The organism is Citrobacter sp. wls708, from assembly GCF_005281255.1.
Classification (GTDB): domain Bacteria; phylum Pseudomonadota; class Gammaproteobacteria; order Enterobacterales; family Enterobacteriaceae; genus Citrobacter; species Citrobacter werkmanii.
The window spans coordinates 59250-73423 of record NZ_SZXE01000037.1; the positions used below are offsets into that span (position 1 = coordinate 59250).

General features: G+C 53.6%; 13 protein-coding genes. 10 read left to right on the forward strand and 3 right to left on the reverse strand.

Going from position 1 to position 14174, the window contains the following annotated elements; translation table 11 throughout:
- Positions 1-52 precede the first annotated feature (52 nt).
- Positions 53-673, forward strand: a complete 621-nt coding sequence (gene rhtC / locus FDW97_RS20470; RefSeq protein WP_038634488.1) for a threonine export protein RhtC — start codon at positions 53-55, stop codon at positions 671-673.
- Between the two features lie 45 nt (positions 674-718).
- Here rhtC and rhtB read toward each other — a convergent pair whose 3' ends face one another.
- Positions 719-1339: a homoserine/homoserine lactone efflux protein gene (gene rhtB, locus FDW97_RS20475; RefSeq protein ID WP_069325083.1), complete on the reverse strand. Its 621-nt coding sequence runs from the start codon at positions 1337-1339 to the stop codon at positions 719-721.
- 110 nt (positions 1340-1449) lie between these two features.
- Here rhtB and pldB point away from each other — a divergent pair, with 110 nt between their 5' ends.
- The 3 genes from pldB (at position 1450) to FDW97_RS20490 (ending at position 4262) form a co-directional block, all read left to right on the forward strand.
- A complete protein-coding gene (gene pldB / locus FDW97_RS20480) occupies positions 1450-2466 on the forward strand; it encodes a lysophospholipase L2 (protein ID WP_038634482.1) in 1017 nt (338 codons plus the stop codon).
- Between the two features lie 15 nt (positions 2467-2481).
- A complete protein-coding gene (gene yigL, locus FDW97_RS20485; RefSeq protein WP_038634479.1) occupies positions 2482-3282 on the forward strand; it encodes a sugar/pyridoxal phosphate phosphatase YigL in 801 nt (266 codons plus the stop codon).
- Between the two features lie 80 nt (positions 3283-3362).
- Entirely contained in the window at positions 3363-4262 is a 900-nt protein-coding gene (locus FDW97_RS20490) for a carboxylate/amino acid/amine transporter (RefSeq protein ID WP_071888045.1), read from the forward strand.
- Here the strand turns inward: FDW97_RS20490 and metR are convergent.
- On the reverse strand, positions 4150-5103 hold the full coding sequence (gene metR, locus FDW97_RS20495; RefSeq protein ID WP_038634477.1) for an HTH-type transcriptional regulator MetR: 954 nt from the start codon (positions 5101-5103) through the stop codon (positions 4150-4152). The two genes, FDW97_RS20490 and metR, sit on opposite strands and share 113 nt — an antisense overlap.
- 235 nt (positions 5104-5338) lie before the next feature.
- Between metR and metE the strand changes: the two genes are divergently transcribed.
- Positions 5339-7600: a 5-methyltetrahydropteroyltriglutamate--homocysteine S-methyltransferase gene (metE, locus tag FDW97_RS20500; protein ID WP_110496357.1), complete on the forward strand. Its 2262-nt coding sequence runs from the start codon at positions 5339-5341 to the stop codon at positions 7598-7600.
- A 54-nt stretch (positions 7601-7654) separates the two neighbouring features.
- Here the strand turns inward: metE and FDW97_RS20505 are convergent, their stop codons facing one another.
- Positions 7655-8461, reverse strand: coding sequence for a dienelactone hydrolase family protein (locus FDW97_RS20505; RefSeq protein ID WP_038634473.1), 807 nt, complete (start codon positions 8459-8461; stop codon positions 7655-7657).
- A 265-nt stretch (positions 8462-8726) separates the two neighbouring features.
- Between FDW97_RS20505 and udp the strand changes: the two genes are divergently transcribed.
- The 5 genes from udp to ubiB all read left to right on the forward strand — a co-directional run bounded on the left by udp (position 8727) and on the right by ubiB (position 14165).
- The gene (gene udp, locus FDW97_RS20510; RefSeq protein ID WP_006686084.1) at positions 8727-9488 is read left to right on the forward strand and encodes a uridine phosphorylase; all 762 of its coding nucleotides are present in this window, start codon (positions 8727-8729) and stop codon (positions 9486-9488) included.
- A gap of 140 nt (positions 9489-9628) precedes the next feature.
- Positions 9629-11059, forward strand: coding sequence for a DNA recombination protein RmuC (gene rmuC / locus FDW97_RS20515; RefSeq protein ID WP_087856731.1), 1431 nt, complete (start codon positions 9629-9631; stop codon positions 11057-11059).
- A 94-nt stretch (positions 11060-11153) separates the two neighbouring features.
- The gene (gene ubiE, locus FDW97_RS20520) at positions 11154-11909 is read left to right on the forward strand and encodes a bifunctional demethylmenaquinone methyltransferase/2-methoxy-6-polyprenyl-1,4-benzoquinol methylase UbiE (protein WP_003017897.1); all 756 of its coding nucleotides are present in this window, start codon (positions 11154-11156) and stop codon (positions 11907-11909) included.
- Between the two features lie 13 nt (positions 11910-11922).
- Entirely contained in the window at positions 11923-12528 is a 606-nt protein-coding gene (ubiJ, locus tag FDW97_RS20525) for a ubiquinone biosynthesis protein UbiJ (protein ID WP_038634468.1), read from the forward strand.
- Positions 12525-14165: a ubiquinone biosynthesis regulatory protein kinase UbiB gene (gene ubiB, locus FDW97_RS20530; RefSeq protein ID WP_069325080.1), complete on the forward strand. Its 1641-nt coding sequence runs from the start codon at positions 12525-12527 to the stop codon at positions 14163-14165. The genes ubiJ and ubiB overlap by 4 nt, the downstream gene beginning before the upstream one ends.
- The last annotated feature ends 9 nt before the right edge of the window (positions 14166-14174 follow it).

Here is a 14174-nt window from a genome sequence, read left to right on the forward strand (position 1 = left end):
AAAAAGTGCCAGGATGGTGACTCACTGAACTATTTCCCCGCGAGTCATTTTTATGTTAACGCTATTTTTTACCGTTGCGTTGGTGCATATCGTTGCGCTGATGAGTCCCGGTCCCGATTTCTTCTTTGTTTCTCAAACGGCCGTTAGCCGTTCGCGCAAAGAAGCCATGATGGGCGTGCTGGGTATTACCTGTGGCGTCATGGTCTGGGCTGGCGTGGCGCTGCTTGGCCTGCATCTGATTATCGAAAAAATGGCCTGGCTGCACACCATTATCATGGTGGGCGGCGGCCTGTATCTGTGCTGGATGGGTTACCAGATGCTGCGCGGCGCGTTTAAAAAACAGGACGTAGCGGCCCCTGCCCCACAGGTTGAACTGGCGCAGAGCGGACGCAGCTTTTTAAAAGGTCTGTTGACCAACCTCGCCAACCCGAAAGCGATTATCTATTTTGGCTCCGTGTTCTCATTGTTTGTTGGCGATAGTGTAGGAACGGGCGCGCGTTGGGGCATTTTCGCGCTGATCATCGTGGAAACGCTGGCGTGGTTTACCGTGGTTGCCAGCCTGTTTGCATTACCGAAAATGCGTCGCGGCTATCAGCGTCTGGCGAAGTGGATCGATGGCTTTGCCGGCGCGCTGTTCGCGGGTTTCGGTATCCATCTGATCATTTCGCGCTAAGCTTCCTTCATGCCGGATAAGCGCTAACGCCATCCGGCACCGTTATCAGGCATGCCTTGCCGACGCCAGCAGGGCGCCTATCAGCATAAACAGTGAACCAAACACTTTGTTCAGCGCTTTCATTTGCTTTGGCCCTTTAATCCAGCCAGCAATGCGCGTAGCCAGCGTCGCGTAACCGATCATCACAATGATATCGACCACAATGGTCGTGACGCCAAGCACCACATACTGCATCAACTGCGGTTCCTGCGGCAGGATAAACTGCGGGAACAGGGCGGCAAGAAAAACAATGCTTTTGGGGTTGGTCAGATTAACAAAGACCGCGCGTTTGAACAGGCGGCTACGCGATTGCGTATTCGCCATGGTGTTCAGATCGATAGCGCCCGCCGCCCGCCATTGCTGAATTCCTAGCCAAATCAGGTAAGCCGCGCCCGCCCACTTCAGCACTTCAAACGCGATCGCTGAACGTGAAAATAGCGTTCCCAGCCCTACGCCAACCAAAACGATATGAATGCCCAGTCCGGTCTGTAGACCCGCAATCGATGCGCTGGCACCGCGATAACCGTGGCTGATGGCGGTGGTCATGGTGTTGATTGCGCCAGAGCCTGGAGACAAGCTCAAAATAATAGAGGTCAGCAGGTAGGCGAACCACCATTCAAAGGTCATGAGAAACTCCCGGATTGTCTATTTTTATGCCACAATACGCTACTGTCGGTACGTTGTATCAGACATGGCAAAAAAAACGATTTTACTTGGTCAACGAGGCTGGATACCCGATGTTTCAGCAGCAAAAAGACTGGGAAACAAGAGAAAACGCGTTTGCTGCTTTTTCCATGGGACCACTGACAGATTTCTGGCGTCAGCGGGAAGAAGCGGAGTTTACGGGCGTAGATAATGTCCCCGTACATTTTGTGCGCTTTCACGCAGAGAAAAACGATCGCGTCATCGTCGTCTGTCCTGGACGCATTGAAAGCTATGTAAAATACGCTGAACTGGCGTACGACCTGTTTCATTCTGGTTTTGACGTTCTCATTATCGATCACCGTGGCCAGGGGCGTTCCGGCCGTATGCTTTCGGATCCGCATCGCGGTCATGTGGATAACTTTAATGACTATGTCGACGATTTAACCGCTTTCTGGCAGCAGGAAGTGTCACCCGGTCCGTGGAGAAAACGCTATATACTGGCGCATTCTATGGGCGGGGCGATTGCCACGTTGTTCCTGCAGCGTCACCCGAATCAGTGTGATGCCATTGCGCTTTGCGCGCCGATGTTTGGTATTGTGATGCGCTTTCCCGACTGGATGGTGCGTCAAATTCTGGACTGGGCTGAAGGGCATCCACGGATCCGCGAGGGTTATGCCATGGGGACCGGGCGCTGGCGGGCGCTGCCATTCGGGATGAATGCGGTAACCCACAGTCGACAGCGCTATCGGCGCAATCTGCGTTTCTATGCCGATGAACCTCGGCTGCGCGTGGGCGGTCCCACTTACCACTGGGTACGTGAAGGCATTCTGGCGGGTGAACAGGTCCTGGCCGGGGCGGGAGATGACGCGACGCCAACATTGCTTATCCAGGCCGAAGAAGAGCGTTTGGTTGATAACCGTATGCACGATCGCTTTTGTGAACTCCGCGCTGCAGCGGGCCATCCTGTAGAGGGAGGTCAGCCGCTTGTCATCAAAGGCGCGTACCATGAGATCCTTTTTGAAAAGGACGCAATGCGCTCAGTCGCGCTTAACGCTATTGTCGAATTTTTCGACAAGCATAACTCATCCAGCGGAAACCGCTTTGCCTAGAGGTTTAATTTTCTTATGTATCAGGTTGTTGCGTCTGATTTAGACGGTACGCTGCTTTCCCCCGACCATACGTTGTCCCCTTATGCCAAAGAGACACTGAAATTATTGACCGCACGTGGCGTTAACTTCGTGTTTGCGACTGGCCGTCATCATGTTGATGTGGGGCAAATTCGCGATAACCTTGGCATTAAAACCTACATGATCACATCCAACGGCGCGCGCGTGCACGATTCTGCCGGGAATCTGGTGTTTACCCATAACCTGGATCGCGACATTGCCAGCGACCTGTTCGGCGTGGTAAATGCAAATCCGGACATCGTAACCAACGTTTATCGTGATGATGAATGGTTTATGAATCGCCATCGCCCGGACGAAATGCGCTTCTTTAAAGAAGCGGTATTTAACTATTCTCTGTTTGAACCTGCGCTACTGGAGCCTGAAGGCGTCAGCAAAGTGTTTTTTACCACCGATTCTCATGAAAGGCTGCTGCCGCTGGAGCAGGCGATTAACGCCCGCTGGGGCGATCGCGTCAACGTCAGCTTCTCTACGCTTACCTGTCTGGAAGTTATGGCTGGCGGCGTGTCGAAAGGTCATGCGCTGGAAGCAGTGGCGAAAGCGATGGGCTACAGCCTGCAGGACTGCATCGCTTTCGGCGATGGCATGAACGATGCGGAAATGCTCTCCATGGCTGGTAAAGGCTGCATCATGGGCAACGCGCACCAACGCCTGAAAGATCTTCATCCGGAACTGGACGTGATTGGACTTAACGCCGATGATGCCGTGCCGCACTATCTGCGTAAGCTCTTTTTGCAGTAACGTCATCGTTCGTTAGTTGACCAGTTGTCAACTAAAAACTTCGCTACAATGGGTGTACCTTTTGTTAAGAGACATCCATTGTGGCGTTACTCATCATTACCACAATTCTGTGGGCCTTTTCCTTTAGCCTGTTTGGCGAGTACCTTGCCGGTCATGTCGATAGCTATTTTGCGGTGCTGGTGCGTGTTGGGCTGGCGGCGCTGGTGTTCCTGCCATTTTTACGCACCCGTGGGCACAGCGTAAAAACGATCGCGCTGTATATGCTGGTAGGGGCCATGCAGCTTGGCATTATGTATATGCTGAGTTTTCACGCCTATCTGTACCTGACGGTTTCAGAACTGCTGCTCTTTACCGTACTGACGCCGCTCTACATTACGCTGATTTATGATCTCATGAGCGGACGTCGTCTGCGCTGGAGCTACGCCTTCAGTGCGTTGCTGGCGGTGATCGGTGCGGGGATCATTCGTTACGACCAGGTGACCAGCCACTTCTGGACCGGCCTGCTGCTGGTACAGTTGTCCAATATCAGCTTTGCCATTGGCATGGTGGGCTACAAGCGTCTGATGGAAACACGGCCAATGCCGCAGCACAACGCCTTCGCCTGGTTTTACATGGGGGCATTTATGGTGGCGATAGTGGCCTGGTCCATGCTGGGTAACGCGCAGAAAATGCCTGCAACTACGCTACAGTGGGGCATCCTGGTGTTTCTTGGCGTGGCGGCGTCCGGCATCGGTTACTTTATGTGGAACTATGGCGCGACGCAGGTGGATGCGGGTACGCTGGGCATCATGAACAATATGCATGTGCCGGCCGGGCTGCTGGTTAACCTGGCTATCTGGCATCAACAGCCTCACTGGCCGAGCTTCATCATTGGTGCGGCTGTGATAGTGGCCTCACTGTGGGTACATCGAAAGTGGGTCGTTCCGCACTCCGCACAAACGGCAGGTGATCGCAGGCGTGATTCCGCGCTGAGCGAATAAACGCTTCCGTGACCGGCTGTCGCTGTTCGCCATCGCGCACGGCGGCGTACAGTCGGCTCCACAATCCATCACCCAGGGTTTTGGTTACCACCAGACCCTGGCGCTCAAAACTCTCCACCACCCAGTGTGGTAAAGCCGCGATACCCATTTTGGCTGCAACCATCTGAATCAGCAGCAGGGTGTTATCCACGCTCTTCAGCGACGGGCTAACGCCCGCAGGCTGCAGGAAATGCCGCCAGACATCCAGCCGACTCCGTTGTACCGGATAAATAAGCAGCGTCTCGCTGGCTAAATCCTCCGGGGTGATTTGCGTTTTGCTGGCCAGCGGATGGTCCGGCGCCAGGACCAGGCGTACTTCAAAATCAAACATCGGCGAGTAGTGCAATCCGCTGCGCGGCAGAATGTCGGAGGTCAACACCAGATCCAATTCATCCTGCTGTAGCGCAGGTTGCGGATCGAACGTCACGCCGGATTTAAAGTCCATTTCCACCTGCGGCCAGTTGGCACGAAAATTCTCCAGCGCGGGCGTCAGCCATTGGATACAGCTGTGGCATTCAATCGCGATGCGTAGCCGGGTTTGCTGCGGTTCGTTGCAGGCCTGCAGCGCGCGACCGATTTGCGGCAACACCTGGTTTGCCAGCTGCAGCAAAATTTCGCCCTGCGGCGTAAAGCGCAGAGGCTGACTTTTACGGATAAAAAGACGAAAGCCGAGGCGTTGCTCCAGATCGCTGAACTGGTGAGAAAGGGCGGATTGGGTCTGATGCAACGTCGCCGCTGCGGCTGCCAGCGAACCACTATTCCGCAACGCCTGGAGCGTTTTCAGGTGTTTAATCTCGATCATGAAAGTCCTTCACTTCGGCATGAACAAATTGCGCTTGAGGAATATACAGTAACCGCCAATTATGGATGTGTAAACATCTGGACGGCTAAAATCCTTCGTCTTTTAAATTTATGGTGCGTTGGCTTCGTTTCCCCATCCCAGTCACTTACTTCAGTAAGCTTCTGGGAATGAGCAAACTTGCCGCCTTCCCTAAATTCAAAATCCATAGGATTTACATATAATTAGAGGAAGAAAAATGACAATATTGAATCACACCCTCGGTTTCCCTCGCGTTGGCCTGCGTCGCGAGCTGAAAAAAGCGCAAGAAAGCTACTGGGCGGGAAATTCTTCCCGTGAGGAATTGCTGGCTGTTGGCCGCGAGCTGCGCGCCCGCCACTGGGATCAGCAGAAGCAGGCGGGCATTGACCTGCTGCCGGTGGGCGATTTTGCCTGGTACGATCACGTGCTAACCACCAGCCTGCTGCTCGGTAACGTTCCGGCACGTCATCAAAATAAAGACGGCTCGGTTGATATCGATACCCTATTCCGCATTGGTCGTGGCCGCGCCCCGACGGGTGAGCCAGCGGCGGCGGCAGAAATGACCAAATGGTTTAACACCAACTATCACTACATGGTGCCGGAGTTCACCAAAGGTCAGCAGTTCAAACTGACCTGGACCCAACTGCTGGATGAAGTGGACGAAGCGCTGGCGCTCGGCCACAAGGTGAAGCCTGTACTGCTTGGGCCGGTAACTTACCTGTGGCTGGGGAAAGTGAAGGGCGAACAGTTTGACCGCCTGACTCTGCTCAACGACATTCTGCCGGTTTACCAGCAGGTGCTGGCCGAGCTGGCGAAACGCGGTATTGAGTGGGTACAGATTGATGAACCCGCGCTGGTACTGGAGCTGCCGCAGGTTTGGCTGAACGCCTTCAAACCTGCGTATGACGCGCTGGCAGGGCAGGTAAAATTACTGCTGACCACTTATTTTGAAGGCGTAACGCCGAACCTGGATACCATTACCGCGCTGCCGGTGCAGGGTCTGCACGTTGATTTCGTTCATGGCAAAGATGACGTTGCCGGGCTGCACCAACGCCTGCCTGCCGACTGGCTGCTGTCAGCCGGTTTGGTAAACGGTCGTAACGTCTGGCGCGCCGATCTCAGCGAAAAATATGCACAAATTAAAGACATCGTCGGGAAACGTGCTCTGTGGGTGGCTTCTTCCTGCTCTCTGCTGCACAGCCCAATCGATCTCAGTGTGGAAACCCGCCTTGATGCCGAAGTGAAGAGCTGGTTTGCCTTCGCGCTGCAAAAGTGCGGCGAGCTGGCGCTGCTGCGCGATGCCCTGAACAGCGGCGATACGGCGGCAATTGTGGAATGGAGCGCACCGATCCAGGCGCGTCGTCACTCTACCCGCGTACACAACGCCGCAGTGGAAAAACGTCTGGCGGCGATCACCGCCCAAGACAGCCAGCGCGCCAACGCTTACCCGGTTCGCGCCGAGGCGCAGCGTGCCCGCTTTAATCTACCGGCATGGCCGACCACTACGATCGGTTCATTCCCGCAAACCACCGAAATTCGCGGTCTGCGGCTGGATTTCAAAAAGGGCAACCTGGATGCTGGTCACTACCGCACCGGTATCGCCGAACATATAAAACAGGCGATCGTTGAACAGGAACGTCTGGGCCTCGATGTGCTGGTGCACGGTGAAGCCGAGCGTAATGACATGGTGGAATACTTTGGCGAGCATCTGGATGGTTTTGTCTTTACCCAGAACGGTTGGGTGCAGAGCTATGGTTCTCGCTGCGTGAAGCCGCCGGTGGTAATTGGCGACGTCAGCCGCCCGGAAGCGATCACCGTGGAGTGGGCGAAGTACGCGCAGTCGCTTACCGACAAGCCGGTAAAAGGTATGTTGACCGGTCCGGTGACCATTCTTTGCTGGTCATTCCCGCGTGAAGACGTGACGCGTGAAACCATCGCCAAGCAGATTGCGCTGGCGCTGCGTGATGAAGTGGCGGATCTGGAAGCGGCGGGTATCGGTATTATTCAGATTGATGAACCGGCGCTGCGCGAAGGTCTGCCGCTACGTCGCAGCGACTGGGCCGCGTATCTGGCGTGGGGAGTAGAAGCCTTCCGCATTAACGCGGCGGTGGCGAAGGATGAAACTCAGATCCACACCCACATGTGTTACTGCGAGTTCAACGACATCATGGATTCCATTGCGGCGCTGGACGCGGATGTGATCACCATTGAGACCTCACGCTCCGACATGGAGTTGCTGGAATCGTTTGAAGAGTTCGACTATCCGAATGAAATTGGGCCGGGTGTCTACGATATTCACTCGCCGAACGTCCCGAGCGTGGAGTGGATTGAGGCCCTGCTGAAGAAGGCGGAGCAGCGTATTCCGGCGGAGCGGCTGTGGGTGAACCCGGACTGCGGCCTGAAAACCCGAGGCTGGCCGGAAACCCGTGCCGCACTGGCGAATATGGTGAAGGCCGCGCAGAACTTGCGTCAGGCTTAAAAACAAAACGGAGGCTAACGCCTCCGTTTTGATGATCGGTTTACCTGGCGATACTTATTTCTTCTCGCCGTATTGCGCGAACCACTCCAGCATTCTCTGCCAGCCATCTTTGGCGGACTCTTCGTGGTAGCTCGGGCGGTAATCGGCATTAAATGCATGCCCGGCATCGGGATAAACCACAATTTCCGCTTTTGCATTAGCGGCGCGTAGCGCCTGACGCATAGTTTCGACGGTAACCTGAGGAATACTGGTGTCCTGACCACCATAAAGCCCCAGAACAGGAGCGTTAAGATCGGTGGCGATATCAACGGGATGTTTCGGCGAGTTGAGGGTCTTATCGCCTACCAGTTTGCCATACCACGCTACCGCTGCTTTTAACTGCGGATTGTGCGCTGCATACAGCCAGGTGATGCGTCCACCCCAGCAAAAACCTGTGATCATTAATCGATGCGCGTCACCGCCGTTGCGGGAGGCCCAACTGGCGACGTGGTCCAGATCGGCTAGTACCTGAGCGTCAGGCACTTTGGCGACAAGGCCGCTGAGCAGCGTGGGGATATCGGCAAAGTCATTGGGATCGCCTTCGCGGAAATAGAGCTCTGGCGCGATAGCCAGATACCCTTCCAGGGCCAGACGGCGGCAAACGTCACGAATGTGTTCATGAATGCCAAAAATCTCCTGCACGACAATGACCACGGGCAGGGGGCCATCGGTCTGTTTTGGTCGTGCGTGATACGCTGGCATATCATCGCCTTGTGAAGGTATGGACGTTACACCGGCGATAATTGCGTTATCCGGTGTGTGAACCGTAGTAGACGTCGGTGGAGATACAGCAGGTGCAAAGCCAGATTGTCGTGTGGTCATGGTATTCTCCGTACCCTTAAATATTCAGCCAAAAAGCGCATTATTAACTATAGACATATGCAACGAACCACATTGCCTTAAACGGTCTATCTTTTGTGCAAGGCGTCCTTACATCACGTCATTTATGTGATACGTATCACTATTTCATGGTAATCGAATGCAATTGATTTACATCATGGTGATGTCTGTCACGAAAATTTGTTTATACCTTCGGTAAAGTGTGTTTTTGCTTCTTCTGACAAAACCGATTCACAGAGGAGTTTTTATGTCTAAGTCTGATGTTTTTCATCTCGGCCTCACTAAGAACGATTTACAAGGGGCCCAGCTCGCTATCGTCCCTGGCGACCCGGAGCGTGTGGAAAAGATCGCCGCGCTGATGGATAAGCCGGTTAAGCTGGCATCCCATCGCGAGTTCACGACCTGGCGTGCTGAGCTGGATGGTAAAGCCGTGATCGTTTGCTCTACCGGTATCGGCGGCCCGTCCACCTCTATTGCCGTAGAAGAACTGGCGCAACTGGGCATTCGTACCTTCCTGCGTATCGGTACGACTGGCGCAATTCAGCCGCACATCAATGTTGGCGACGTGCTGGTCACCACTGCGTCTGTCCGTCTGGATGGTGCAAGCCTGCACTTCGCGCCAATGGAATTCCCGGCCGTTGCCGACTTCGAGTGCACCACTGCGCTGGTGGAAGCGGCGAAATCTATCGGTGCGACTACCCACGTGGGCGTCACCGCGTCATCTGACACCTTCTACCCGGGCCAGGAGCGTTATGACACCTTCTCTGGTCGCGTAGTGAGCCGTTTCAAAGGCTCGATGGAAGAGTGGCAGTCCATGGGGGTCATGAACTACGAAATGGAATCCGCAACGTTGCTGACCATGTGTGCCAGCCAGGGCCTGCGTGCCGGTATGGTTGCTGGTGTTATCGTGAACCGTACTCAGCAAGAGATCCCCAATGCGGAAACGATGAAACAAACGGAAAGCCACGCGGTGAAAATCGTGGTGGAAGCTGCCCGCCGTTTACTGTAATTCTCACTTCTGTTCAAAAAGGCCGACGTGTTCGGCCTTTTTATTTTGCGTAGTGCCTCGCAGGAAATTCCTTTTAAACTGGACGTTTATACAGCACAATTCTATTTTGTGCGGGTAAGCCGTTGCTGTAAGGGGGCGTTGTGGATATTTCAATTATGATGAGTGCTGTGTTGGCGTTAGCCGCAGGGCTGCTGGTGGGGTGGCTGGCGACAAAAGCGCGGGCCGATCAGATCCGTGCCGACCTCATCGAAGAGCGACGTGAACTGGATATTGCGTTAAGCGCTGCCCGCCAACAACTCGCACAGGAAGCCCACTGGCGCGACGAGTGCGAGCTACTCAATAACGAATTACGCAGCCTGCACAGCATCAACACCTCTCTGGAAGCCGATCTCCGTGAAGTCACTACCCGGCTGGAAGCGACGCAGCAGCATGCGGAAGATAAAATCCGCCAGATGATCAACAGCGAACAGCGCCTGAGTGAACAGTTTGAAAACCTGGCGAACCGCATTTTTGAGCACAGCAACCGCCGCGTCGATGAGCAAAACCGCCAAAGCCTGAACAGCCTGCTGGCGCCGCTTCGTGAACAGCTGGACGGTTTTCGTCGTCAGGTTCAGGATAGCTTCGGCAAAGAAGCGCAGGAACGTCATACTCTGGCGCATGAAATTCGTAATCTTCAGCAACTGAACGCGCAGATGGCGCAGGAAGCGGTAAACCTGACGCGGGCCTTAAAAGGCGATAACAAAACGCAGGGCAACTGGGGGGAGGTGGTACTCACGCGGGTGCTTGAAGCCTCTGGTCTGCGTGAAGGTTATGAATACGAAACTCAGGTTAGCATTGAAAACGATGCCCGTTCGCGTATGCAGCCCGATGTCATTGTCCGGCTACCCCAGGGAAAAGATGTGGTGATCGACGCAAAAATGACGTTGGTTGCCTATGAGCGCTATTTTAACGCGGAAGATGAATATACCCGCGAGAGCGCGTTGCAGGAGCACATCGCCTCAGTGCGAAACCATATTCGTCTGCTGGGCCGAAAAGATTATCAACAGCTTCCCGGGCTGCGTTCGCTTGACTACGTGCTGATGTTTATTCCCGTCGAGCCTGCTTTTTTGCTGGCGCTGGACAGGCAACCTGAACTGATAACCGAGGCGCTTAAAAATAACATTATGCTGGTCAGCCCCACCACGTTGTTAGTGGCATTGCGCACGATCGCCAACCTGTGGCGCTACGAGCATCAGAGCCGTAATGCGCAACAAATTGCCGATCGGGCCAGTAAACTTTATGACAAGATGCGCTTGTTTGTGGATGATATGTCGGCGATTGGCCAAAGTCTGGATAAAGCCCAGGACAACTACCGACAAGCGATGAAAAAACTCTCTTCAGGCCGTGGAAACGTCCTGTCACAGGCAGAGGCGTTTCGCAGTTTAGGTGTGGAAATTAAGCGCGAGATAAATCCTGAGCTGGCTGAACAAGCCACTACGCAGGATGAAGAGTACCGCTTGCGCTCGGTCCCTGAGACGCAACAGGATGCGCCTTACCCTGATGACGAAGCGGTAAATCAGCAATCAAACTAGTCCGTTTGGGGTAGTTGAACGGGGTAGAAGGGTAGGGCAAATTGGCCCAATCTGTTACACTTCTTGAACATTTTTTGAATGAGCAGGCACTGAGATGGTGGATAATTCACAAGAAACGACGCACTTTGGCTTTCAGACCGTCGCTAAAGAGCAGAAAGCTGACATGGTGGCCCACGTTTTTCATTCTGTGGCCTCGAAATATGACGTTATGAATGACTTAATGTCATTTGGCATTCATCGTTTGTGGAAGCGCTTCACCATTGATTGCAGTGGCGTGCGTCGCGGTCAAACCGTACTGGATTTGGCAGGCGGTACGGGCGACCTGACGGCGAAATTCTCTCGCATGGTGGGTGAAACCGGTAAAGTCGTACTGGCGGATATCAATGACTCAATGCTCAAAATGGGTCGCGAAAAGCTGCGTAATATCGGCGTAGTGGGTAACGTTGAGTACGTTCAGGCGAACGCGGAAGCACTGCCTTTCCCTGATAACACGTTTGACTGCATTACCATTTCTTTCGGTCTGCGCAACGTAACGGATAAAGACAAAGCTTTACGATCCATGTATCGCGTGTTGAAGCCGGGCGGACGTTTACTGGTGCTGGAGTTCTCCAAGCCGATTATCGAACCGCTGAGCAAGGCCTACGATGCTTATTCTTTCCATGTTCTGCCGCGCATCGGTTCCATGGTCGCAAGCGATGCGGACAGTTACCGCTATTTGGCGGAGTCTATTCGCATGCATCCCGATCAGGACACGCTAAAAGCAATGATGCAAGATGCCGGGTTCGAAAGCGTTGATTACTACAACCTGACGGCTGGTGTCGTTGCGCTGCATCGTGGTTACAAGTTCTGACAGGAGATTGGGGATGCCTTTAAAACCCTTAGTGACCGCAGGCGTTGAAAATCTGCTCAATACCTTTCTGTATCGTTCTCCTGCGCTGAAATCAGCCCGAACGCGTTTACAGAGCAAGGTGCTGCGTGTTGATCTTAAAGGATTTTCAACACCCTTAGTCCTGGTGTTTAGTGAGCGCCAGGTCGATGTGCTGGGGGCATGGGAAGGCGAAGCCGATTGCACAGTAATCACACATGCCAGCGTGTTGCCGAAATTACGCGACCGCCAGCAACTTACCACGCTTATTCGCAGCGGTGAGCTGGAAGTTCAGGGTGATATCCAGGTGGTGCAGAACTTTGTGGCGCTGGCCGATCTGGCTGAGTTTGATCCCGCAGAGCTGTTAGCGCCCTATACCGGCGATATCGTCGCGGAGGGGGTCAGCAAAGTCTTGCGTGGCGGCGCGAAGTTCTTGCGCCATAACATTCAGCGCCAGCAGCGCTATGTAGCCGAAGCGATCACCGAAGAGTGGCGTATGGCTCCCGGCTCGCTCGAGGTTGCATGGTTTGCAGAAGAAACGGCAGCCGTTGAACGTGCGGTCGAATCTCTGGCCAAACGGCTGGAAAAACTGGAGGCCAAATGACGCCAGGTGAAGTACGGCGCCTTTATTTCATCATTCGCACTTTCTTAAGCTACGGTCTTGATGAACTCATCCCTAAAATGCGTATCACGCTGCCGCTTCGGTTGTGGCGTTACTCGCTGTTCTGGATGCCCAACCAACATAAAGACAAACCGCTGGGAGAAAGGCTGAGACTGGCTTTACAGGAGCTCGGCCCGGTGTGGATCAAATTTGGGCAAATGCTCTCTACCCGTCGTGACCTTTTCCCACCGCACATCGCCGATCAGCTTGCGCTATTGCAGGATCGCGTTGCCCCATTTGATGGGCAGCGAGCGAAAGAACAAATCGAAGAAGCCATGGGCGGGCTGCCCGTCGAGGAGTGGTTTGATGATTTTGAGATCACGCCGCTGGCATCCGCGTCTATTGCTCAGGTCCATACCGCACGACTGAAGTCCAATGGTAAAGAGGTGGTGATCAAAGTTATCCGCCCGGACATACTGCCGGTCATTAAAGCGGATTTAAAACTGATTTACCGCCTTGCGCGCTGGGTTCCTCGTCTGCTACCGGATGGCCGTCGTCTACGGCCAACAGAAGTGGTCCGCGAGTATGAAAAAACGTTGATTGATGAGCTGAACCTGCTGCGCGAATCGGCGAACGCAATTCAGCTGCGACGTAATTTTGAAGATAGCCCGATGCTGTACATCCCGGAAGTGTATTCCGACTATTGCAGTCAGAACATGATGGTGATGGAGCGCATATATGGTATCCCCGTATCGGATGTCGCAACGCTTGAGAAGAATGGCACCAACATGAAGTTGTTGGCTGAACGCGGCGTGCAGGTCTTCTTTACTCAGGTATTTCGCGACAGTTTTTTCCATGCGGACATGCATCCTGGGAATATTTTCGTGAGTTATGAGCACCCTGAAAACCCGAAATACATTGGTATTGATTGCGGGATTGTGGGTTCTTTAAATAAAGAAGATAAGCGCTATCTTGCTGAAAACTTTATTGCGTTCTTTAACCGAGACTACCGCAAAGTTGCCGAACTGCACGTGGATTCAGGTTGGGTTCCGCCTGATACCAACGTTGAAGAGTTTGAATTTGCAATCCGTACCGTGTGCGAGCCGATATTCGAAAAACCGCTGGCGGAGATTTCCTTTGGCCACGTGCTGTTGAATCTGTTTAACACTGCGCGTCGATTCAATATGGAAGTCCAGCCTCAGTTGGTTTTGCTCCAGAAGACGCTACTGTACGTTGAAGGTGTCGGACGACAACTCTATCCGCAGTTAGATTTGTGGAAAACGGCCAAGCCGTTTCTCGAATCCTGGATTAAAGATCAGGTCGGTATTCCTGCGCTCGTCAGGGCATTTAAAGAAAAAGCTCCGTTCTGGGTCGAAAAAATGCCAGAAATACCTGAACTGGTGTATGACAGTTTGCGCCAGGGCAAATATTTACAGCACAGTGTTGATAAGATTGCCCGCGAGCTTCACGCGAATCATGTGCGTCAGGGACAATCCCGTTATTTATTGGGCATTGGCGCAACATTGTTGCTAAGTGGAACATTCCTGCTGGTAAGCCGCCCTGAGTGGGGGCTTATGCCGGGCTGGTTAATGGCGGGAGGCGTCATAGCCTGGATAATCGGCTGGCGCAAAATGCGCTGAATTTTTCAT